General features: G+C 71.7%; 22 protein-coding genes. 15 read left to right on the top strand and 7 right to left on the bottom strand.

The features are described from left to right. The first annotated feature begins 160 nt into the window (after positions 1-160). Complete coding sequence (locus ACXDC7_RS00910) at positions 161-1213, top strand: LLM class flavin-dependent oxidoreductase (RefSeq protein WP_459220872.1); 1053 nt, start codon at positions 161-163, stop codon at positions 1211-1213. Here ACXDC7_RS00910 and ACXDC7_RS00905 read toward each other — a convergent pair whose 3' ends face one another. Genes ACXDC7_RS00905 through ACXDC7_RS00885 form a run of 5 tightly spaced genes read right to left on the bottom strand, consistent with a single transcriptional unit; the run spans position 1214 to position 3994 of the window. Then, entirely contained in the window at positions 1214-1693 is a 480-nt protein-coding gene (locus ACXDC7_RS00905; protein ID WP_459220871.1) for a SixA phosphatase family protein, read from the bottom strand. It lies immediately after the preceding gene. A 45-nt stretch (positions 1694-1738) separates the two neighbouring features. After that, positions 1739-2707 (bottom strand): TRM11 family SAM-dependent methyltransferase, encoded by a 969-nt coding sequence (locus ACXDC7_RS00900; protein ID WP_459220870.1) that lies wholly within the window; start codon positions 2705-2707, stop codon positions 1739-1741. Beyond that, positions 2707-3066 carry a fluoride efflux transporter FluC gene (locus tag ACXDC7_RS00895; protein WP_459220869.1) on the bottom strand — a complete coding sequence of 120 codons (360 nt, stop codon included), beginning with the start codon at positions 3064-3066 and terminating at the stop codon, positions 2707-2709. The genes ACXDC7_RS00900 and ACXDC7_RS00895 overlap by 1 nt, the downstream gene beginning before the upstream one ends. Further along, the gene (locus ACXDC7_RS00890; protein ID WP_179445246.1) at positions 3066-3470 is read right to left on the bottom strand and encodes a fluoride efflux transporter FluC; all 405 of its coding nucleotides are present in this window, start codon (positions 3468-3470) and stop codon (positions 3066-3068) included. Before ACXDC7_RS00890 ends, ACXDC7_RS00895 begins: the two co-directional genes overlap by 1 nt. Before the next feature lie 11 nt (positions 3471-3481). Continuing rightward, positions 3482-3994 carry an inorganic diphosphatase gene (locus ACXDC7_RS00885; RefSeq protein ID WP_179446544.1) on the bottom strand — a complete coding sequence of 171 codons (513 nt, stop codon included), beginning with the start codon at positions 3992-3994 and terminating at the stop codon, positions 3482-3484. Between the two features lie 183 nt (positions 3995-4177). Here ACXDC7_RS00885 and dacB point away from each other — a divergent pair, with 183 nt between their 5' ends. Together dacB and ACXDC7_RS00875 are read left to right on the top strand one after the other, a co-directional pair. Further along, positions 4178-5659 (top strand): D-alanyl-D-alanine carboxypeptidase/D-alanyl-D-alanine endopeptidase, encoded by a 1482-nt coding sequence (gene dacB, locus ACXDC7_RS00880; RefSeq protein ID WP_459220868.1) that lies wholly within the window; start codon positions 4178-4180, stop codon positions 5657-5659. An 86-nt stretch (positions 5660-5745) separates the two neighbouring features. Continuing rightward, on the top strand, positions 5746-6750 hold the full coding sequence (locus tag ACXDC7_RS00875) for a zinc-dependent metalloprotease (RefSeq protein ID WP_179445248.1): 1005 nt from the start codon (positions 5746-5748) through the stop codon (positions 6748-6750). Here ACXDC7_RS00875 and ACXDC7_RS00870 read toward each other — a convergent pair whose 3' ends face one another. Beyond that, positions 6751-7386, bottom strand: coding sequence for a TetR/AcrR family transcriptional regulator (locus tag ACXDC7_RS00870; RefSeq protein ID WP_459220867.1), 636 nt, complete (start codon positions 7384-7386; stop codon positions 6751-6753). Between the two features lie 92 nt (positions 7387-7478). Between ACXDC7_RS00870 and ACXDC7_RS00865 the strand changes: the two genes are divergently transcribed. From ACXDC7_RS00865 to folE, 5 genes are all read left to right on the top strand, one after another. Further along, positions 7479-8966 (top strand): MFS transporter, encoded by a 1488-nt coding sequence (locus tag ACXDC7_RS00865; RefSeq protein ID WP_459220866.1) that lies wholly within the window; start codon positions 7479-7481, stop codon positions 8964-8966. A gap of 29 nt (positions 8967-8995) precedes the next feature. Then, a complete protein-coding gene (gene tilS / locus ACXDC7_RS00860; protein WP_459220865.1) occupies positions 8996-9973 on the top strand; it encodes a tRNA lysidine(34) synthetase TilS in 978 nt (325 codons plus the stop codon). A 6-nt stretch (positions 9974-9979) separates the two neighbouring features. Beyond that, positions 9980-10531, top strand: a complete 552-nt coding sequence (gene hpt, locus ACXDC7_RS00855) for a hypoxanthine phosphoribosyltransferase (protein WP_179445252.1) — start codon at positions 9980-9982, stop codon at positions 10529-10531. A gap of 113 nt (positions 10532-10644) precedes the next feature. Continuing rightward, positions 10645-12747, top strand: coding sequence for an ATP-dependent zinc metalloprotease FtsH (gene ftsH, locus ACXDC7_RS00850; RefSeq protein ID WP_179445253.1), 2103 nt, complete (start codon positions 10645-10647; stop codon positions 12745-12747). Then, on the top strand, positions 12747-13319 hold the full coding sequence (folE, locus tag ACXDC7_RS00845; protein WP_179445254.1) for a GTP cyclohydrolase I FolE: 573 nt from the start codon (positions 12747-12749) through the stop codon (positions 13317-13319). Before ftsH ends, folE begins: the two co-directional genes overlap by 1 nt. Positions 13320-13351: 32 nt before the next feature. Here folE and ACXDC7_RS00840 read toward each other — a convergent pair whose 3' ends face one another. Then, positions 13352-14428 carry a DUF7691 family protein gene (locus tag ACXDC7_RS00840; RefSeq protein ID WP_459220864.1) on the bottom strand — a complete coding sequence of 359 codons (1077 nt, stop codon included), beginning with the start codon at positions 14426-14428 and terminating at the stop codon, positions 13352-13354. Between the two features lie 159 nt (positions 14429-14587). Between ACXDC7_RS00840 and folP the strand changes: the two genes are divergently transcribed. The 7 genes from folP to ACXDC7_RS00805 all read left to right on the top strand — a co-directional run bounded on the left by folP (position 14588) and on the right by ACXDC7_RS00805 (position 20929). Continuing rightward, positions 14588-15406, top strand: a complete 819-nt coding sequence (gene folP, locus ACXDC7_RS00835) for a dihydropteroate synthase (RefSeq protein ID WP_179446545.1) — start codon at positions 14588-14590, stop codon at positions 15404-15406. Positions 15407-15440: 34 nt separating this feature from the next. Next, entirely contained in the window at positions 15441-15833 is a 393-nt protein-coding gene (gene folB, locus ACXDC7_RS00830; RefSeq protein ID WP_459220863.1) for a dihydroneopterin aldolase, read from the top strand. After that, the gene (gene folK, locus ACXDC7_RS00825; RefSeq protein ID WP_179445257.1) at positions 15830-16390 is read left to right on the top strand and encodes a 2-amino-4-hydroxy-6-hydroxymethyldihydropteridine diphosphokinase; all 561 of its coding nucleotides are present in this window, start codon (positions 15830-15832) and stop codon (positions 16388-16390) included. Before folB ends, folK begins: the two co-directional genes overlap by 4 nt. A gap of 1 nt (position 16391) precedes the next feature. Continuing rightward, positions 16392-16910 (top strand): DUF3180 domain-containing protein, encoded by a 519-nt coding sequence (locus tag ACXDC7_RS00820; protein WP_179445258.1) that lies wholly within the window; start codon positions 16392-16394, stop codon positions 16908-16910. A 57-nt stretch (positions 16911-16967) separates the two neighbouring features. Continuing rightward, positions 16968-17648 carry an intermediate filament family protein gene (locus tag ACXDC7_RS00815; RefSeq protein WP_179445259.1) on the top strand — a complete coding sequence of 227 codons (681 nt, stop codon included), beginning with the start codon at positions 16968-16970 and terminating at the stop codon, positions 17646-17648. Positions 17649-17793: 145 nt separating this feature from the next. Further along, entirely contained in the window at positions 17794-18123 is a 330-nt protein-coding gene (locus tag ACXDC7_RS00810; RefSeq protein WP_179445260.1) for a histone-like nucleoid-structuring protein Lsr2, read from the top strand. 262 nt (positions 18124-18385) lie between these two features. Continuing rightward, entirely contained in the window at positions 18386-20929 is a 2544-nt protein-coding gene (locus ACXDC7_RS00805) for an ATP-dependent Clp protease ATP-binding subunit (RefSeq protein ID WP_179445261.1), read from the top strand. The last annotated feature ends 27 nt before the right edge of the window (positions 20930-20956 follow it).

Genomic DNA, 20956 nt, shown 5'->3' with positions numbered 1-20956 from the left:
ATCCGGCGGGAAAGAAGGGGGCGGGAAGGAGGGGGAAGGAAGGAAAGGGGTGGGGCCCGCCCGAGTGACGTCCCGATCCTTCGGGCGGGCCCCGCAAGGGGTGTCGGAGTGGGGGACTCCGACGGAGGGGATTCCTTGCTTGGAATAACGAACGGGGAGGATGGTTGTTCCCGACATGGGCGAACTTTCTCCGGCACTGTCCGTTCTCGACCTGGTCCCGGTCCGGCAGGGCCAGAGCAGCGGCCAGGCGGTCGCTGCCAGCACCGAGCTGGCGCGCGTCGCCGACCGGCTCGGCTACCGGCGCTACTGGGTGGCCGAGCACCACAACATGCCGGCGGTCGCCGCCACCAACCCGCCCGTGCTGATCTCGCTGATCGCCGCGCGTACCGAACGGATCCGCGTCGGGTCGGGCGGCGTGATGCTGCCCAACCACACGCCCCTCGTCGTCGCCGAGCAGTTCGCGCTGCTGGAGGCCGCCTACCCCGGGCGGATCGACCTCGGCATCGGGCGGGCGCCGGGCAGCGACCCGGTGACCAGCTACGCGCTGCGGCAGGGGCGCAGTGACGAGGCCGTCGCCGAGTTCGACTCCTATGTCAACGACGTCATCGCCTGGCTGCAGCCGGGCGGGGTGAGCCTGGACCTCGCCGGGCGGGCGTACCACCTGAGCGCCACGCCCAGCGCCAGCACCGCCCCGCCGGTCTGGCTGCTCGGGTCGTCGGACTACTCCGCGCGGCTGGCCGCCAAGCTCGGCCTGCCCTATGTGTTCGCCCACCACTTCGCGGGCCGCGGCACCGGGGAGGCGCTCGATCTCTACCGCTCGCTGTTCACCCCGGGCGAGGTGGCGGAGCCGCAGACGTTCCTGACGGTGAATGCGGTCGTCGCGGAGACCGAGGAGGAGGCGGTACGCCTGGCTCGGCCGCAGTTGCTGTCGATGATCGCCCTGCGGACCAATCAGCCGCTGCGCGCGCAACTGAGCGTGGAGGAGGCGCTGCTGACGGCGATCCCGTCGGCGCACACGCCGCTCGCGGAGTCGATGGCGCAGTCGTGGCTGATCGGTACGCCGGAGCAGGTCCGGGCCCGGATCGCCGACCTCGCCGAGCGCTACGGGGTGGACGAGGTGATGATCAACCCGATTGCCGGGGCGAGCGCGGAAGCGCCCGCCGATCGGGTGCCCGATCGCGAGCGGACCCTGGAGCTGCTGGCCGGCGCGTGATCAGCCGATCCGGACACCGGTCAGCCGGGCGGAGTCGAGCCCGGCCCAATCGGCGTCGGTGTCGAGGGTGGCCAGCGTCGCCGTCGGGTAGCGGCTGTCGATCGCCCCGAGGGCGGTCGGGTCCGAGCCGGGGCCGGCCAACTGGTGGGCCAGTCCGGGGATGCCCGGCGCGTGCCCGATGACGAGCAGCGAGCCCGGCGGCATGGCGGCGATCTCGGCCAGCAGCTCGTCGGGTGAGGCCTGGTAGACGGCGTCGCTGAACTCGACCGGCGCGCCGAGACCCAGTCCGGCCAGCGTCTCGCGGGTGCGCGTGGCGGTCGAGCAGAGCACCTGATCGATCCGGATCCCAGAGTCGCGCAGGTACTCGCCGAGCGCCGCGGCCTGCGCGTGGCCGCGCTCGGTCAGCGGCCGCTGATGGTCGGTGCGGCCCGGCGAGAACTCCGCGGCCTTGGCATGGCGGAGCAGGTGCAGTCGTGCCATGGCCCGAGCCTATGTGGGCCCGATCGGGCGCGTGCGACGGGCGGGTCAGGCCTTGCGCGCCACCAGCACGTCGCGCCGGATCGAGGCGTCCACCCGATGGGCGAGGCGCCGCCAGGGGCCGTGGTCCTGCGGTTCGAGACCGGCGGCGGCGACCAGGCCGGCCAGGTCCTCGCGCCGCAACCCGTGGGTGTTCCACGAGATGCCCAGCGCGCCGCCGGCCCGCAACTGTCCCGCCCAGACCCCGACGGCCTCGCCCAGCAGGGTGGCCGGCGAGCGTTCCCGGTCGCGGCCCGTGCTCGACCCGTGCACGACGCCGTAGGGAGCATCCACCACCACCGCGTCGAACCGCCGCTTGCCGAACAGCGCCGCCGAGTCGCGGGTGTCACCGGTGAACACCGTCAGCGACAGCTCCCGCGTGCCCTCGGGCCGCACCGTCGCCTCCAGCTTCTTGCCCAGCGACCGGCCTTCCCGGCGTACCGGAACCTGCTCGACCCGGTGCTTGAGCCGCTTGCGCCGCAGCCAGGTACGCAGGAAGGCCGAGAACTGCTCCACGGACTTCGGGTCCGCCTCCACCCCGGCCGCATCGTGACCGGCCCGCCAGGCCGTCGTCAGCGTGGTGCCGCGCCCGCACATGGGGTCCAGCACGCTGCGCGGGCCGGGCGGTCGGTCGACGGCGGCCAGGGTGACGTCGAGCAGCAGCCGGGTGAACTGCTCGTTGGTCTTGCCCTGGTACTTCGGGATCGTCACCAGGTCCTCGTCGAGTACGCCGTCTCGCTCCAGCGTCACCGGGCGCAACAGATCGTCCGGCAGCAGGGCGAACATGGCGAAGGTCCCCGACAGCCGGGTCGGCACGTCCTCCAGATCGAAGATCAGATAGTCCACCCCGCCGATCGCCCGGGTGTGCACCTCGCGTGCCTCGGGCCGGCAGATCTCCAGCTCGGCCGCGGCCAGCTCGGCGACGGATTCGCCGTAGGCCCGGTTCGCCGAGGGGGAGAGCAGCATCGCGTACCGCATCAGAAGATGATCACCGCCAGCCCCATGCCGACCAGCGCCGCCAGCCAGCCGCCGACCAGGTTCAGCGCGATGTTGATCAACGCGAGTCGGTGGCGCCCGCTGCGCAGCAACCGCGCGCTGTCCAGCGAGAACGTCGACCACGTGGTCAGCGCCGCGCAGAAACCGCTGGTCAGCAGGTAGTAGCCGTTCAGGTCCGAGATCCCGGCCGCTGCGCCGAAGATCAGACTCCCCAGCAGGTTGGCGATCAGGATTCCGCGGGGGAGTACGCCGGGATCATCGCTCGCGAAGCGCGCGTCCAGCATCGCCCGGCAGATCGCGCCGAATGCGCCGCACACGGCCAGCAGGATCCAGAACGCCATCAACGCCCCCGACCGCGCAGTCGCAACCCGGCCTCCAGCCCGCCCCAGGCCGCGATCACACCGAGAACCACCTGGCCGATGATCAACAGCAGCAACCAGGGGTCGGGGCGGGCCGCGAACAGGCCGGTCATGCCCGAGAGGGTGGTGAAGGCGCCGAGGAAGCCGGTGCCGGCGAGCGGCAGCGCCCACGCCGCAGCCCGGTGATCACGCAGCGCGCCGACCAGCAGACCGAGCCCGAAGGCGCCGACCACATTGATCGCGGCGACCACCAGGGTCGGGTCGCCGAGCGTGCTCAGTGCCTGCCGGGCGACCACGCCCGCGGCGCCGCCGATCCCGACGAGGGCCAGCGTCCGGACGGGCAGGCCCGGCCGGTCACCGGACCCGGCCGAGCCGGAGCCGTCCACCGCAGCGCCGCTCAGTAGTGGTTGACGTGCTTGTGCTCGAAGGACGTGCCCTTGGCCCGCTCGACGCTGTTGCGGATCTCACCCTCGGCGGACTCGCGGTTCTCCCAGTGCGCGCCCTCGACCGACTTGCCGGGCTCGAGGTCCTTGTAGACCGTGAAGAAGTGCTCGATCTCCAGCCGGGCCAGCTCCGGGATGTCGTCGAGATCGCGCAGGTGGTTGCGGCGGATGTCGGCGGTCGGCACGCACAGCACCTTGTCGTCGCCGCCCGCCTCGTCCTTCATCCGGAACATGCCGATGGCGCGGCACTCGATCAGGCAGCCGGGGAAGGTCGGCTCGGGCACCAGCACCAGCGCGTCGAGCGGGTCGCCGTCCTCGCCGAGGGTCCCTTCGATGAATCCGTAGTCCGAGGGGTACTGGGTCGAGGTGAACAGCGTCCGGTCGAGCCGGATCCGGCCGGTCTGGTGATCCAGCTCGTACTTGTTCTTGGTGCCCTTGGGAATCTCGATGGTCACATCGAAGGTCATCGCCGTCGGCGGAGCCTGCTGCTCGTCGGACTCGCTGGACTCGTATTCTTCGGTCACCCGTAACCTTTCTCTACCATTCTGGTCTCCGGCTCGAGAGTAGCGGGCCGACTGTGCTATCGCAGAATGGCGGCCGCGGTGATCAGTCCCGCGCCCGCCCGTCGCGCCGCACCCGAGAGGACCGCCGTGCCCGATCCCGCCACCCGATCCGCCGGGCGCTGGGCCCTGCGCGCCGCGTCGCTCGCCGCCGCCTCGGTGCTCGCGATCGCGCTGCTGGTCGGTTTCGCGACCGGTGCGCTGCCGGCCGGCATCCAGGGCGCAGCGCGCGCCGCCGGCCTGGTCGCCCCGCGGGGTGCGCCGACCGTGGCGCCGACGCTCTTCGACGAGGCGGCGCCCGGCCCGTCCGCGGCGGCCACCCCGGATCCGGTGCTGCCGGCCGTCACCCCCGCGGGGCCGCCCGACGCCGATCGGGTACGCGAGCGGCTGGCGGCCGCCGGGCGTACCGGAGGCCAGACCGGCGCGGTGGTGATCGATGCCGGCTCGGGCGAGCAGGTGTATGCCGCCGACGGCGACCGGCCGATGATCCCGGCGTCCACCCTGAAGTTGCTGACCACCGCGGCCGTGCTCGGCGCGCTCGGGCCCGAGCACCGGTTCGCCACGTCGGTGGTGCTGGGCGACGGCGCCGAGCCGGCCGCCGATGCCACTCCCGGCGCAACGCCCGCACCGCCGCGCCGGATCGTGCTGGTCGGCGGGGGAGACCCCTATCTCGCCGGCGGCGACCCGCGCACCGACCGCGGCAGCATCGGCGAGCTCGCCGGTGAGACCGCCGAGGCGCTCAAGGCGGCGGGGGCGACGAAGGTCGACCTGGACTTCGACACGTCGCTGTTCGCGGGGCCGGCGTGGAACGAGACCTGGCCGGACGGCTATCGCGACCAGGTCACTCCGATCAGCGCGCTGTGGCTGGACGGCGGTGTGCGGTCGGACGGTACGCGGCCCGGCGATCCCGCGAAGGAGGCCGCCGACGCGTTCGCGAAGGCCCTGCGCGGCAGCGGGATCGAGGTGGGCAAGGTCGCCGCCGGCGCCGCCCCCGATGGGGCCGAGGCGATCGCCCGGGTCGAGTCGATGCCGCTGGCGCTGATCGTCGAACGGGTGATCAGCACCTCCGACAACAATGCCGCGGAGATCCTGCTCCGCCAGGTCTCCGTCGCGGGCGGGGGAGACGGCTCGTTCGCCGACGGGGAGGCCGCGGCGGCCCGGGTGCTGCGCCCGCTCGGCGCCTGGTCCGATGCCGTGCGGATGCGCGACGGATCCGGGCTGTCGCGGGAGAACCGGCTGCCGACCGAGGTGCTCACCCGCGCGCTCGGGCTGGGCGTCTCCGGCGACCCGAAGTTCCGCAGCCTGCTGACCGGGATGAGCGTGGCCGGCGCCGAGGGCACGCTGCGCCAGCGTTTCGTCGAGGACGGCACGAGCGCCGGACGGGGCGAGGTGCGTGCCAAGACCGGCACGCTGCGTCAGGTGCACACGCTGGCCGGCTATGTGGTGGCCCGCGACGGGACCCTGCTGGTCTTCGCGTTCATGGTCAACAACGACGCCGTGCAGAACGACTACGCCAACCGGACCTGGCTGGAGAAGATGTCCGCCGCGCTGGCCGGTTGCGGCTGTCGCTAGGTTGGCCGGGGGTACGCCTCGGCGTACCCCGTTCTTGCCCGGCCCGCGGAACCGCACGCGGGCGGACTGCGCCGAACGGAGCACGGATGGACATCGCCGGGGCGATCGACTACGACGCGGCGCTGGCGACGGCGCTGCGGCTCGTTCCACCGGGACCGGCACTCGGTGCCGCGGAGGCGCGGGCCGTGGTCGCCGAGCTGCGCGACGCGGCCGGGCGGGCCGGCGCGCACGTCGGCGAGACCACCGGCCTGCGGGTGCCGGCCGGCGATCCGCCGGTGGTGGTGATCGACCGGCCGGGCTGGTTGCGGGCGAATCTGGCGACGCTGCGCGGTCTGCTCGGCGAGGGCGACGGCGAGCCCGGCGGCCTGGTGGCGAAGCTGTCGGCCGTCGAGGTCGGCGCGATGCTGGCCTGGCTGTCCACGCGGGTGCTCGGACAGTTCGACCCGTTCGGCAGTCCGCGCCGGCTGATGCTGATCGCCCCGAATGTCGTGCACGTCGAGCGCCGGCTCGAGGTCGATCCGGCGGACTTCCGGCTCTGGGTTTGCCTGCACGAGGAGACCCACCGGGTGCAGTTCGCCCACGCGCCGTGGCTCGCCGATCACCTGCGCGGGCTGCTGCGCTCCTTCCTCGACGGGATCGACGTCGACGCGTCCATGATCGCCATGATCATGGAACGGGTACGCCGCGGCGCCGGCGCGACCGGTTCCCTGTTGGATCTGGTCACCGACGAGCGCCAGCAGCGCCAACTCGACCAGATCATCGCGGTGATGTCGCTGGTCGAGGGCCATGCCGACGTGATCATGGACGAGGTCGGTCCGGCGGTGGTCCCCTCCGTCGCGACCATCCGGCGCCGTTTCGACGCGCGTCGCAGCGCCGGCGGTTGGTCCGGGCTGGCCCGACGACTGCTCGGCATGGAGGCGAAGATGCGCCAGTACGCCGAGGGCGCGGCCTTCTGCCGAGCGGTGCTGGCCGAGGTCGGCATGGCCGGGCTGAATCACGTCTGGACGTCGCCGAACACCCTGCCGGGCGCGGCCGAGATCGCCGATCCGAAGCTGTGGCTGGATCGGATGCGGCACTTGCCGCGTGCCTGATCAGTCGGCCGCGCGGTCGGCGAGGGCGCCGATTCCGGCGATGATCAACTCCAGGCCGAACCCGAACGGCCCGTGCTCGCCCAGGTCGAAGTCGCCGAGCAGCTCGGCGAGCCCGGGCGCCGCCTCGGAGATCAACTCGCTGGCCTGTGCCGCCGGATCGCCGCCGCGTTGGCGGAACTCCCACTGCTCGTAGGCGTCGGCGGTCACATACAGCGAGAGCCGTTCGATGGCGGCCGCCGCGATGCCGCTCGGCAGGCCGGCGTCGACGAGCATGCGGATGGTCTGCTCGAAGGCCGCCAGGGAACGCTCCGTGGTGATGATCGAGCCGAACTGCACCGACGCGATGTCGCCGTGGGCGACCAGCACCCGGTGCATCCGCCGGTAGTAGTCCTCGAGATCGCCCCGCCAGTCGCCCGTGCCCCGGAATGGGCCGACCTCGGCCATCACGACCGCATGCGCGAGTCCGAGGATCTCGTCGCGACCGGTGACGTGGGCGTACAGGCTGGGGGCCTGGATGCCGAGCTCGCCGGCGACCCGCCGCATGGTCACGGCGCGGGTGCCCTCGGCGTCGATCACCGCCAGGGCGACGCGGCCGATGCGGTCGCGCGTCACCGGTTCGCGGGTCTCTCGGGCCATGACCGACATCGTACTTGCCTCCTAACGCTGTTAGGTGCATAGTGATGAGCGTCAACCTAACAGCGTTAGGAAACATCGACCCGGAGAATCCCATGAACGCATCCGACACCACAGATTCCCTGACCAACGACGAGCTTCCCGGCCGAGCGGCACCGCCGGCCCCCGAAGCCACGTCGGCCAGGAGCGCCGGGCTCGGCGCCGTGTTCTGGCTCGCCTTCGCAGGCATCCTGCTCGGCGAGATCCTCGACCTCCTCGACACCCTCGTCACCACCGTCGCCGGGCCGCCGATCCTGCGCGACCTCGGCGGGACGCCCGCCGGGCTGCAGTGGCTGTCCGCGGGCTACACCCTCGCCCTGGCCGGCGGCGTGCTGATCGGTGGCCGGCTCGGCGACCGGTTCGGACGCAAGCGGCTGTTCCTGATCGGCATGGCGGGCTTCGTCGCCGCCTCGCTGATTGCGGCGCTCTCGCCCAGTCTCGACGTGCTGCTCGGCGCCCGCTGCGTGCAGGGGCTGCTCGGCGCGCTGATGTTGCCGCAGAGCTTCGGGCTGATCCGCGATGTCGTCCCCCGCGAGCGCCTGGGCGCGGCATTCGGGGCGTTCGGCGTGACCATGGCGCTGTCGGCACTGGCCGGGCCGCTGCTGGCCGGCGCCCTGGTCAGCGCCGACCTGTTCGGCCTCGGCTGGCGCGCGATCTTCGCGATCAACATCCCGCTCGGCATCGCCGGCCTGCTGATCGGTACGCGCTTCCTGCCCGCGTCCCGGCCCGACCGCACGCTCGGCATCGACTACCTCGGCTGCGCCCTCGGCGTGCTCGCCATGGTCTGCCTCGTCTTCCCCCTGGTCGAGGGGCCCGAGCTCGGCTGGCCGTGGTGGTGCTTCGCCCTGTTCGGCGCCGCCGCGCTGGCCGTGGTGATCTTCGTGGTCCAGCAGCGCGGGCGCTCCGCGGCCGGGCGCGATCCGCTGGTCCTGCCGTCGCTGTTCGGCAAGATCGCCTTCACCGGCGGCCTGGGGATCAGCATGTTCTTCTTCACCGCCTTCATGGCCTCGTCGTTCGTCCTGGCGGTGCTGTTCCAGATCGGGCTCGGGCTGACCCCGCTGTTCTCGGCGCTCGCCATGCTGCCGCAGGCCGTCGGCATGATCGTCGGGCTCAAGGGCTCGGGCAAGCTGGTCTCCGGCCGCTCCCGGCTGCTCGCCGGGTTCGCCGTGGCGGGTCTCGGCCAGGCGACCCTGGCCGCCACCCTGCTGCTCGGCGGCGCGGCCCTGCAGGCATGGTGGCTCGCGCCCGGCCTGTTGATCACCGGCATCGGTTCCGGAGCCGCGATGGGCCCGATCTTCGATGTGATCATCGGCGGCGTGGACGAGGCCGAGACCGGCTCGGCCTCCGGCGTACTCAACGCCACCCAGCAGATCGGCGGCGCCACCGGGGTGGCCGTGCTGGGCACCGTGCTGTTCGCGGTTTCGGGCCTCGCCGGCTACGCCGCGGGGGCCGCCGCGGCGTATGGGGTCAGCCTGGTGCTGGTGCTCGCGGCGCTGGCGCTGGCATCCCGCATCCTGCCGCGCGATCCGGTCGGCCGGGACTGAGGCGAGGCCGGGGCGGCACAATGGTCGGCATGGCTCGCCGGGCGCTCGGACCGAACGCGCTGGCGGTCGTGCAGGCGGTCCGCGCGGGGCTGGACGGCGAGCCCGGCCCGGTCACCGTCGGCTGCTCCGGCGGCCCCGATTCGCTCGCGCTGGCCGCGGCCGCCGCGCATGCGGTCCGCGAGCTGCGGGTGCTGATCGTCGACCACGGCCTGCAGCCGGGCTCGGACGCCGTCGCGGAGGCGGTACGCCGACAGCTCCGCGCCTGGCAGGCCGACGGGCCGCTGGCCGACGCCCCCGGCGGGCCCCCGCGGCTGGAGATCCTGCTCGCCCGGGTCACCGGCACCGGCGGACGGGGCGGGCCGGAGGCCGCGGCGCGACGGGCCCGCTACCGTGTCTTCGAGGACTCGCTCGCGCTGAGCGGTGGCGTACTGCTGCTCGGCCACACCCTCGACGATCAGGCCGAACAGGTCCTGCTCGGCCTCGCCCGCGGCTCGGGGACGCGCTCGCTCGCCGGCATGCCCGCGGCCCGCGGGCCCTACCGCCGCCCGCTGCTCGGCCTGCGGCGCGCGCAGACCGAGGCCGCCTGCGCCGAGTTCGGGCTCGAGCCGTGGCACGACCCGCACAACGCCGACCCGAGCTTTGCCCGGGTGCGGGTGCGTACCCGCGTCCTGCCCGTCCTGGAGGCCGAGCTCGGGCCCGGGGTGGCCGAGGCGCTCGCGCGTACCGCCGATCAGCTCGCCCAGGACGAGGACCTGCTCGGCGGCCGGGCGGGCGAGCTCGCCGAGATCGAGGTGCTGCCCGTCGCGCTGCTCGCCGGCGAGCACCCCGCGATCCGGCGGCGGATGCTGCGGGCCTGGCTGCTGCGCCGGGGCGCGGCGGACCTGTCCGCGACCAACATCGCGGCCGTCGACCGGCTCGTCACCGACTGGTCCGGGCAGCGTTTCGTCGAGGTCCCGGGGCTGCGGATCGGGCGCAGTGCCGGAATGCTGCAGGTTGTGCCAGAGTGAGCCTTCGTGGACATCTCCGACATCTCCGGTGACATCGAACACGTGCTCTACACCCCCGAGCAGATCCAGGAGCGGCTGCGCGAACTCGCCGAGCAGGTCGACTCCGACTACGCCGACTCCGACCCGCTGCTGGTCGGCGTGCTGACCGGAGCCGTGATGGTGATGGCCGACCTGTCGCGCGCGCTGCGTACCCACTGCACGATGGACTGGATGGCGATCTCCTCCTACGGGTCGGGTACGCAGAGCTCCGGCGTCGTGCGCATCCTGAAGGACCTGAACACCGACATCTCCGGGCGCGACGTGCTGGTCGTCGAGGACATCATCGACACCGGCCTGACGCTGTCCTACCTGGTCTCGAACCTGCGCTCGCGCGAGCCGAACAGCCTCGAGATCATGACCATGTTCCGCAAGCCGGAGGCGCTGCAGAACAGCGTCGACGTGAAGTACGTCGGCTTCGACATCCCCAACGAGTTCGTCGTCGGCTACGGGCTGGACTACGACGGTCGCTACCGCAACTACACCGGCCTCGGCACGCTGAAGCCCGAGGTCTACTCCTGACCCGGGCCGGATCGCCCGCCGCGGCTCTTGTCAGCCGTGGGCGAAGCGATGCGGGTCGGGCCCGCGCGGCCGGGTAGTCTCGTGGTGCTCACCCGTCACCGTCAAGGCTGCCCATGAATCTTTCCAAGCTGTTCCGGGGTCCCATCCTGTGGATCCTGCTCGCCCTGCTGGCGCTGGTCATCGTGTTCGATCTGGCCGGCCGGGCCACCGGGTTCGAGGAACAGCCGACCTCCCAGGTCGTGCAGATCATCAATTCGCCCGAGCCGCTCGCCGAGGTGGAGCTCATCAACGGTGAGCAGGAGATCCGGGTGACCACGGCCGGGCCGGAGCCGCGCAAGATCAAGACGAACTGGGTCGGCGGGCAGGCCGACCAGATCGTGCAGCGGCTGGAGCAGCGGGTCAGCGACGGTACGCTGCAGACCTGGCGGGTGACCAACCCGCAGCCCAACTTCTTCACCGCCGTGCTGCCGTGGTTGCTGCCGCTGCTGATCATCGGCGTGCTGTTCTTCTTCCTGATCAACTCCGTGCAGGGCGGCGGCAGCCGGGTGATGCAGTTCGGCAAGTCCAAGGCCAAGGTCGCGAACAAGGACACCCCGAAGAACACCTTCTCCGACGTGGCGGGCGCCGACGAGGCGATCGAGGAGCTGCAGGAGATCCGGGAGTTCTTGTCCGAGCCGGCGAAGTTCCAGGCCGTCGGCGCCAAGATCCCCAAGGGCGTGCTGCTCTACGGGCCGCCCGGGACGGGCAAGACGCTGCTCGCCCGCGCCGTGGCCGGCGAGGCGAAGGTCCCGTTCTTCTCGATCTCCGGATCCGACTTCGTCGAGATGTTCGTCGGTGTCGGCGCCTCCCGGGTGCGCGACCTGTTCGAGCAGGCCAAGGAGAACGCGCCGGCGATCATCTTCATCGACGAGATCGACGCCGTCGGCCGGCACCGCGGTGCGGGCATGGGCGGCGGCCACGACGAGCGCGAGCAGACCCTGAACCAGTTGCTGGTCGAGATGGACGGCTTCGACGTGCGCGGCGGCGTGATCCTGATCGCGGCGACCAACCGGCCCGACGTGCTCGACCCGGCGCTGCTGCGGCCGGGCCGCTTCGACCGGCAGATCGCCGTCGAGGCGCCGGACCTGGCCGGGCGTACCCGGATCCTGCAGGTGCATTCCCAGGGCAAGCCGATCGAGGACGCGGTCGATCTTGCGTCGGTGGCCCGGCGTACCCCCGGATTCACCGGTGCTGATCTTGCCAATGTGCTGAACGAGGCGGCGCTGCTGGCCGCGCGGTCCAACCGACAGATGATCACCAACGAGTTCCTGGACGAGGCCATTGACCGGGTGATCGCCGGCCCGCAGAAGCGCAGCCGGCTGATGAACGACCGGGAGAAGTTGATCACGGCCTATCACGAGGCCGGCCACGCGCTGGTCGCCGCCGCGATGCCCGGCACCGACCCCGTGCAGAAGGTGACGATCCTGCCGCGCGGGCGGGCGCTGGGCTACACGATGGTGATGCCGGACAACGACAAGTACTCCAACACCCGCAACGAGCTCCTTGATCAACTCGCCTACATGATGGGCGGCCGCGCCGCGGAGGAGCTGGTCTTCCACGACCCGACCACCGGCGCGTCCAATGACATCGAGAAGGCCACCAAGGTGGCCCGGGCGATGGTCACGGAGTACGGGATGACCGAGCGGCTCGGCGCGATCCGTCTCGGCTCGGGCGAACACGAGCCCTTCCTCGGCCGCGAGATGGGCGGCGGCGGGGGCCGCGACTACTCCGAGCAGATCGCGGCGATCGTCGACGCCGAGGTCGCCAACCTGGTCTCGACCGCGCACAACGAGGCGTTCCGGGTGCTGGAGGCCAATCGCGATGTGCTGGACGAGCTGGTCCGCCAGCTCTTCGAGAAGGAGACCCTGGACAAGGCCCAGGTCGCCGCGGTGTTCGAGCGGCTGCGGCGCTGGCCCACCCGGCCCGCCTGGACCGGTTCGGAGGACCGGCAGCCGAGCGACATCCCGCCGGTGCAGCCGCCGCCGCGGCCGGTGCAGCCCGAGATCGAGCACGTGCCGGCCGGCGCCCCGCTGCCGCCCGGCCACGGGATCGGTGGCGGAGCGCCGGGTGGCGACCACCCGGGGCCGAGCTACCCGGGTCCCTATCCCGGTCCGCAGCCGGGCCCGCCCGGCCCGCCCGGCAGCGGCGGCCCGCAGGGCCCGACCGGCGTGAACTGATGGGGCAGGTCGATCACGAGCGGGTCGTCGCCGCGGTCCGCGAGATCCTGATCGGCATCGGCGAGGACCCCGACCGCGAGGGCCTGCGAGAGACCCCGGGGCGGGTCGCCCGGGCCTATGTCGAGATGTTCGCCGGGATCGGCGCCGAGCCGGAGGAGGCGCTGAGCACCACCTTCGACCTCGGCCACGACGAGTTGGTGCTGGTCACCGACATCGAGTTGTGGAGCGTCTGCGAGCATCACCTGCTGCCGTTCACCGGGGTGGCGCATGTCGGCTACGTGCCGGCCCCGGACGGCCGGATCACCGGATTGTCGAAGCTGGCCCGCCTGGTGGACCTGTACGCCAAGCGGCCGCAGGTGCAGGAGCGGCTGACCACCCAGATCGCCGACGCGCTCGTCGAGGGGCTGCAGCCGCGGGGCGTGATCGTGGTGATCGAGGCCGAGCACCTGTGCATGACCATGCGCGGCGTCCGCAAGCCCGGAGCCAAGACGATCACCAGCGCGGTGCGCGGCCAGTTGCGCGATGCCACCACCCGCGCCGAGGCGCTCGCGCTGATCCACGGCCGACGCTAGTCCGGGCGTACCCCGGTCGCGGGAACCGTCGGCTACTGCAGCGGTTCGAGCCAGCTCCGGTCGCCGCGGGCGCCGTTCACCTCGCGCCCGCACAGGGTCGCGATGGCTCCGTCCAGCAGGCCCAGGACGCGGGCCCAGGCCGGGTCGGCGAGGGTCGCGTCGACATCGCTGACGACCTCGCGGCCGGTGTCGACGGCGCCGAACCGGAGCAGGAAGTTCCGGGGGCCCGGGTCCGCCGGGGGTGTCGGGAACCGCGTGGCGGCCATCGCCTGCTCGAACTGCGCGCCCCAGGCCGGGGCGAGCTGACCGTCCCAGGTCTGGGCGGCGTCGCGGGTCTGCCAGCGCGCGGACACGTCGCCGTTGGTGAACCGCCACTGCAGGATGTACTGCCGGTCCGGTCCGTCGGCGAAGGCGTAGGTGCCGAGTTCGGTCTCCGGTACGCCGGCCAGCCGCTCGGGCTCGAATGCCGCCCGGCGTACATGATCGGCCCAACGCTCCGGGCGGCCCAGCTCGGCGTGCGGCCCGGCGCCGCCGAAGACGAGGATCAGATCGGGGGCGGGGCGGCCGAGGGTGGCGGCGCGCTCGGCCAGCGGGGTGACCTGGCGGGCCACGGCCAGCACGTCGTCGGTGACATCGGGCTCGGTCATCCGCTCCCGCGCCGCGGCCCAGGTGCTGACCAGCCGGTCGGCCGCCGCGGCCGGCAGCACGGTCGCGACGCCGGTGGGTGCGCGGCGCAGATCCAGGCCGGGCAATCCGGCGAGCTCCATCAACGACTCCAGCCGGAGGTCGGCCGGTACGCCGCCGCGCGCGAGCTGCCGGTCGAAGTCGGGCAGCCACGATCGGTTGTACGGGCCGGTCGCCCCGGCGGCCCAGGCCGTGGCGGCGATCACCGTCTCGAGCGCACGCCAGCGCGGCGTCGGGTCCTCGCCGGCCTCGAGGCGCTCGCCGGACAGCAGCTCGTCGAGCACGCCCGGCGCGACATCGTCGTCCAGGTGTGGCCGGACCGTTGCGGCGAGCCGCTCCGCGATGGCCTTGCTCTCGCCGGCCCGCAGCACCAGCGAGCGCACCTCCGCCGCCGATGCGGCATACACCCGGAGCATCTCGCCCATGGCGACACCGTAGGGCACCGCCGGGCGAACGGTTCGCAGAACCGGTGCCCATCCGCACGACGCCGCGGCGCGCCCCGGCTCGACCGGCGTCCGGACTCGGGACACAATGCCCGGGTGCCGAGCCTCGATCCGCTGCTGACCCCGGGCCCGACCCGGGTGATGGGCATCGTCAACGTCACGCCGGACTCGTTCTCCGACGGCGGCATGTGGTTCGACCACCCGCGGGCGATCGAGCGCGGGCTGCGCCTGGCCGCCGACGGGGCCGACCTGGTCGACGTGGGCGGCGAGTCCACCCGCCCGGGCGCCACCCGCGCGGATCCGGCCGAGGAGCTGCGCCGGGTCCTGCCGGTGATCCGCGAGCTGTCCGCGGCCGGCGTACCGATCTCGATCGACACCATGCGCGCCGAGGTGGCGCGGGCCGCCGTCGCCGCCGGCGCGCGGATCGTCAACGATGTCTCCGGCGGCCTCGCCGATCCGGCGATGCTGCCGACGGTCGCCGATCTCGGCGTACCGCTGATCTGCATGCACTGGCGGGGACACTCGGCGACGATGGCCGATCTGGCCGACTACGACGACGTCGTTGCCCGGGTACGCGACGAGCTCGCCCGCCGCCGCGACGCGGCTCTCGCCGCCGACATCCCCGGTGAGTTGATCATCCTCGATCCCGGGCTCGGATTCGCCAAGACCGCCGAACACAACTGGCAACTCCTCACCCACCTCGACGCCCTTGCCGATCTTGGTCACCCGCTACTGGTCGGCGCCTCCCGGAAACGCTTCCTGGGTACGCTGCTCGCCGACCGCGCCGGCGACCGGCCGCCGGCCGAGCGCGATGCCGCCACCGCCGCGATCACCGCACTGCTCGCCGAACGCGGCATCTGGGGGGTGCGGACGCACACGGTCGCGGAGCACCGCGACGCCGTGGCGGTCGGGCAGGCGTGGCGAACGGCCGCCTCGGGCCGTGGCGGCGGGCTCCGCTAGGGTCGGGGACGCCCGGCCGACCAGGAGGTGATCAGTGACCGGTTTCGTCGCCGACCCGGCGCTCACCGACCGGATCGAGCTGCGCGGGATCACCGGTTTCGGCCGCCACGGCGTCCATCCGCACGAACGCCGCGACGGGCAGCGATTTGTCGCCGATGTGACCTGCTGGCTGGACTTTTCGCCGGCCGCCGCGAGCGATGATCTTGCCGACACGATCGACTACGCTGGCTTGGCGCAGGCCGTGGTGGCAGACATCGAAGGCGAGCCGCTCGACCTGCTGGAAGCTCTCGGCGCGCGGATTGCGGCGAGTTGTCTTGCCGATTCCCGGGTACGCCGGGTCTCGGTGACCGTCCACAAACCGGATGTCGACATGCCGGTGCCGGTGACCGACGTCGCCGTCACGATTCAGAGGAGTGCCGATCGATGACCAGCCCCAATCCCTTCGCGATCGACGCCGACACGTTGAGCGGGATGAAGCCCATCCGACAGGTGGTGTTCTCGCTGGGTTCCAGCCTGGGGGACCGGCAGGCGACTCTTTCCGGCGCGGTGCAGGCGCTGGAGGACACGCCCGACCTGCGGGTGGTCGACATATCGTCGGTCTATGAGACGACGCCGGTCGGCGGCGGGGAGGGCGATCCCGACTTCTACAACATCGTGGTGATCGCCGACACCACGATGGAGCCGCGCACGCTGCTGGAACGCGCCAACGCGATCGAGGACGCGTTCGGCCGGTCCCGCGAGGACGAGCAGAACGCGCCGCGCACCCTCGACGTGGATCTGATCATGGTCGGCAAGGACCGGGTGGACGACGACACGCTGACCCTGCCGCACCCGCGCGCGCACGAGCGCGCCTTCGTCCTGGTGCCGTGGGCCGAGATCGAGCCGGCGGGCGAGCTGCCCGGTCACGGTGCGATCGCCGAACTCCTGACGTCGCTGGACGCCTCCGGGGTACGCCGGCTCGACGACGTGGAGCTGGATCGCTGAGATGACGGACCCGGGCTCGGCACCGGGCGGGCCCGAGCCGGGCCCGGAGGGCGGCCGGCTGCAGCCCACGTCCACGCGGGTGCTGATCATCGCCGCGGTGCTGGGCGGGGCGGGAGCGTTCGCGCTGGGCAAGCTCGCCGAGCTGATCACCGGCGTACCCCTGCAACTGTCGTGGGCCGGCCCGGTCGCGCTGCTGGCGATCGCCGGCTGTGTCGCGGCCATCGCCATCGGCGCGTGGCGGCGGCTGCGGACCGATCGGCGGCCGGTCGAGCCCGAGCGTGCCGTCGCCCTGCTGGCGCTGGGCAAGTCCGCCGCCCTCGCCGGGGCGCTGCTGGCGGGCGGCTATCTCGTGTTCGCGCTGCTGTCGCTGGGCGCCATTGCCGCACCGGCCCCGCGACTTCGGGTGATCACCTCGCTGGTCGCCGTGGTCGGGGGAGTGGGAATCATGATCGCCGGGCTGGTGCTGGAGCGGGCCTGCCGCGTACCCGATGACGACTCAGCGAACAATCAGGAAAATTGAGCCCGCGCGAGGCCGAGTCGCGCTGTCGTTCGGTGAATCACGTGACACAATGCACTCGTGAGCACACCACGCAACAGTGCCCCCGCAGCCATCCGATGGACGGCGCTGGTCGTCCTTGCCGCCGGCGCGATCCTGGCCGCCGTCGCCGCGATCGGGGAGGTCTGGGTGGTCCGGGCCGGAGTCGCGATCGCGATCATCGCCGGTGCCGCCGCCCTCTGGCTCGCTGCCCGGCAGGCCCGCGCGGCCCTGAAGCGTTCGGCCGACGCGAGTCGCGAGGCGATCCGGACCGAGGTCGCCGCCCGCAGCGCCGAGCGCAAGGATGCTCGCGAGGTGCTCGACACCATGTCGGCCTACAACGACGAGCTGGCGGCGAGCAATGACCGCCTTGAGGACCAGCGTCGCCGGGCGCACCAGGAGATCACCGGGTTGAAGCGCCGGATCGGCAGCCTGCAGTCGGAGGTCTCCGGCCTGCGCGGCAACAACACGGCGCTGAAGATCGAGCTCGCCGACCGCATCGCCAACCTCGAGGCGCTGCAGGACGCGCTCGTCGCCAAGGAGGCCGAGCTCGCCGAAATGCGCGGTGAGGAGCCCGGGCCGGCCGGTGCCGTGCTGGCCATCGCGGCCGCGCCGGCGACGGACGAGGACGGGGACGAGGAGCATCCGACCGTTGCCAATATGGCGGCGGTGAAGGATGCCGAGCGCGAAGCGGCGCAGCAGCCGCGGGCCCGCGAAGCCTGAGCCCGTCGACCCAATTCAGCAATAGCTCCCGCCCACAACGGGCGGGAGTTTTTGCGTACCTTCCGATTTGTGGTGGTTCGGATGACGCGTGTTATGTTTGCCGCGGACAAACGATCTCGGGGGGCTCCGAGATGGGGAGGAAAAGATGGCTCAGCGTGTGCAGGTAATCCTCGAAGACGACATCGACGGCGGCGAGGCCGCCGAGACCTTGCGATTCGGTCTCGATGGCGTCGATTACGAGATTGATCTTTCGGAGAAGAATGCTGGCAAGCTGCGCGACGCTTTGGCGCCGTGGGTTGCCCATGGTCGGCGGACCGGCGGGCGTCGCCGCACCGGCCGCTCGACGGCATCGTCCGGCTCGCGGAATTCGCGGGCCGGCGAGATCCGCGAATGGGCCCAGGCCCAGGGCATGAAGGTCTCGGCCCGCGGGCGGATCTCCGCCGAGATCCAGGAGGCCTACGACCGCGCGCACTGAGGCGGCGCACAGTCTTTGGCAGTTGGAGCTCTTGAGCAGTTGGTACGCCACGGCGGCCGGTCCCGGACAGGGGCCGGCCGTTTGGCGTACCGACCGCCCGCGGGCGCGCCCGGTCGCGATTGCGCCAAGGGCGAACGGCTCCGGCATCCGGGAACACTTCGGCGGACCGGAGCGCTCACTAGACTGTTCGTACGCTGCCGGGACCGGGCCGCCGCCGAGTGGGGCGGGCCGGAAGTCCCCCGGCAACCGATGAGGAGACCAGATGTTCGAGCGATTTACCGACCGGGCGCGACGGGTCGTCGTGCTGGCTCAAGACGAAGCTCGCATGCTCAATCACAACTACATCGGAACAGAACACATCCTGTTGGGTCTCATCCACGAGGGCGAGGGTGTTGCCGCGAAGGCGCTCGAGTCACTCGGGATTTCGCTGGAGGCGGTCCGGGAGAAGGTCGAGGAGATTATCGGCCACGGACAGCAGAGCCCGACCGGCCACATTCCCTTCACGCCGCGCGCCAAGAAGGTGCTCGAATACAGCTTGCGTGAGGCGTTGCAGCTCAATCACACCTACATCGGGACCGAACACATCTTGTTGGGCCTGATCCGCGAGGGCGAGGGCGTCGCCGCGCAGGTGTTGGTCAAGCTCGGCGCCGACCTCAACCGCGTCCGCAACCAGGTGCTGCAGCTCCTGTCGGGCTTCCAGGGCGGCAAGGCCGAGGGCGGCGGCCCGGTGGGTGCCGGCGTCGGCGCCGAGTCCGGCTCGACCCCCTCCAGCTCGACGGTGCTCGACCAGTTCGGCCGCAACCTGACCCAGGCCGCGCGCGAGGCCAAGCTCGACCCGGTGATCGGCCGGGAGACCGAGATCGAGCGCGTGATGACGGTGCTGTCCCGGCGTACCAAGAACAACCCGGTGTTGATCGGCGAGCCCGGCGTCGGCAAGACCGCCGTGGTCGAGGGCCTGTCCCAGGCGATCGTCCGCGGCGACGTGCCGGAGACGCTGCGCGACAAGCAGATCTACACGCTCGACCTGGGCGCGCTGGTGGCCGGGTCGCGCTACCGCGGCGACTTCGAGGAGCGCCTGAAGAAGGTGCTCAAGGAGATCAAGACCCGCGGCGACATCGTGTTGTTCATCGACGAGATCCACACGCTGGTCGGCGCGGGCGCGGCCGAGGGCGCGATCGATGCGGCCTCGATCCTGAAGCCGATGCTGGCCCGCGGTGAGCTGCAGACGATCGGCGCGACGACGCTCGACGAGTACCGCAAGCACATCGAGAAGGACGCCGCGCTGGAGCGCCGGTTCCAGCCGATCCAGGTCGCCGAGCCGTCGATCGGGCACACGATCGACATCCTGCGCGGCCTGCGCGACCGCTACGAGGCGCACCACCGGGTGACGATCACCGACGAGGCGCTGGCCGCGGCGGCCAACATGGCCGACCGCTACATCCAGGACCGGTTCCTGCCGGACAAGGCGATCGACCTGATCGACGAGGCCGGTGCCCGGCTGCGGATCCGTCGGATGACGGCGCCGCCGGACCTGCGCGAGTACGACGAGAAGATCGCGACGGTACGCCTGGAGAAGGAGGCGGCGATCGACGCGCAGGACTTCGAGAAGGCCGCGTCGCTGCGCGATGACGAGAAGAAGCTGATCGGCGTGCGCGAGGAGAAGGAGCGCGCCTGGCGCAGCGGCGACATGGATGTGGTCGCCGAGGTCGACGAGGAGACCATCGCCGAGGTGCTGTCCAGCGCCACCGGCATCCCGGTCTTCAAGCTGACCGAGGAGGAGTCCAGCCGGCTGCTGCACATGGAGGAGGAGCTCGGCAAGCGCTACATCGGCCAGCACGACGCCGTCAAGGCGCTGAGCCGGTCGATCCGGCGTACCCGTGCCGGGTTGAAGGACCCGAAGCGGCCGAGCGGCTCGTTCATCTTCGCCGGACCCTCGGGCGTCGGCAAGACCGAGCTGACCAAGGCGCTGACCGAGTTCTTGTTCGGCGACGAGGACGCGCTGATCACGCTCGACATGTCCGAGTACTCCGAGAAGCACACCGCCTCGCGGCTGTTCGGCTCCCCGCCCGGCTACGTCGGGTACGAGGAGGGCGGCCAGTTGACCGAGAAGGTGCGGCGCAAGCCGTTCTCGGTGGTGCTCTTCGACGAGATCGAGAAGGCACACCCGGACATCTTCAACTCGCTACTGCAGATCCTCGACGAGGGGCGGCTGACGGATGCGCAGGGCCGCGCGGTGGACTTCAAGAACACCGTGATCGTGATGACCACGAACCTCGGCACCCGCGACATCTCCAAGGCGGTCAACCTCGGGTTCTCCCGCGCGGGGGACGAGGAGTCCAGCTACGAGAAGATGAAGGCCAAGGTCGCCGACGAGCTGAAGACCCACTTCCGTCCCGAGTTCCTGAACCGGATCGACGAGATCGTCGTCTTCCACCAGCTCACGCCCGCCGACATCGAGCGGATCGTGGACTTGATGGTCGCCGAGATCGAGACCCGGTTGAAGGACAAGGACATGGGCATCGAGCTCACCCAGGCCGCGAAGGAGCTGGTCGCCAAGCGCGGCTTCGACCCGGTGTTGGGTGCACGCCCGCTGCGCCGCGCGCTGCAGCGCGACGTCGAGGACGTGCTGGCCGAGAAGATCTTGTTCGGCGAGCTGAAGTCGGGCGAGATCGTCGTGGTCGATGTCGACGACCCGCAGTCGGACCAGCCGTTCACCTTCACGGGCAATCCGCGCAGCGAGCTGCCGGACAGCCCCCCGGTGGAGCTGGAGGGCTCCGGCGGCGACGAGGGCGAGCAGTCGGCCTGATCACCGAGCGCGAGGAGGGCCCCGCGG

This window comes from Naumannella huperziae, assembly GCF_054073625.1.
This window is presented reverse-complemented; position numbering and strand designations above follow the sequence as displayed.

Coding starts and splice junctions, on each gene's coding strand:
- ACXDC7_RS00910 (WP_459220872.1), top strand. CDS start 161: ATGGTTGTTCCCGACATGGGCGAACTTTCTCCGGCACTGTCCGTTCTC.
- ACXDC7_RS00905 (WP_459220871.1), bottom strand. CDS start 1,693: ATGGCACGACTGCACCTGCTCCGCCATGCCAAGGCCGCGGAGTTCTCG.
- ACXDC7_RS00900 (WP_459220870.1), bottom strand. CDS start 2,707: ATGCGGTACGCGATGCTGCTCTCCCCCTCGGCGAACCGGGCCTACGGC.
- ACXDC7_RS00895 (WP_459220869.1), bottom strand. CDS start 3,066: ATGGCGTTCTGGATCCTGCTGGCCGTGTGCGGCGCATTCGGCGCGATC.
- ACXDC7_RS00885 (WP_179446544.1), bottom strand. CDS start 3,994: ATGACCTTCGATGTGACCATCGAGATTCCCAAGGGCACCAAGAACAAG.
- ACXDC7_RS00875 (WP_179445248.1), top strand. CDS start 5,746: ATGGACATCGCCGGGGCGATCGACTACGACGCGGCGCTGGCGACGGCG.
- ACXDC7_RS00870 (WP_459220867.1), bottom strand. CDS start 7,386: ATGGCCCGAGAGACCCGCGAACCGGTGACGCGCGACCGCATCGGCCGC.
- ACXDC7_RS00865 (WP_459220866.1), top strand. CDS start 7,479: ATGAACGCATCCGACACCACAGATTCCCTGACCAACGACGAGCTTCCC.
- tilS (WP_459220865.1), top strand. CDS start 8,996: ATGGCTCGCCGGGCGCTCGGACCGAACGCGCTGGCGGTCGTGCAGGCG.
- ftsH (WP_179445253.1), top strand. CDS start 10,645: ATGAATCTTTCCAAGCTGTTCCGGGGTCCCATCCTGTGGATCCTGCTC.
- folE (WP_179445254.1), top strand. CDS start 12,747: ATGGGGCAGGTCGATCACGAGCGGGTCGTCGCCGCGGTCCGCGAGATC.
- ACXDC7_RS00840 (WP_459220864.1), bottom strand. CDS start 14,428: ATGGGCGAGATGCTCCGGGTGTATGCCGCATCGGCGGCGGAGGTGCGC.
- folP (WP_179446545.1), top strand. CDS start 14,588: ATGGGCATCGTCAACGTCACGCCGGACTCGTTCTCCGACGGCGGCATG.
- folK (WP_179445257.1), top strand. CDS start 15,830: ATGACCAGCCCCAATCCCTTCGCGATCGACGCCGACACGTTGAGCGGG.
- ACXDC7_RS00820 (WP_179445258.1), top strand. CDS start 16,392: ATGACGGACCCGGGCTCGGCACCGGGCGGGCCCGAGCCGGGCCCGGAG.
- ACXDC7_RS00810 (WP_179445260.1), top strand. CDS start 17,794: ATGGCTCAGCGTGTGCAGGTAATCCTCGAAGACGACATCGACGGCGGC.
- ACXDC7_RS00805 (WP_179445261.1), top strand. CDS start 18,386: ATGTTCGAGCGATTTACCGACCGGGCGCGACGGGTCGTCGTGCTGGCT.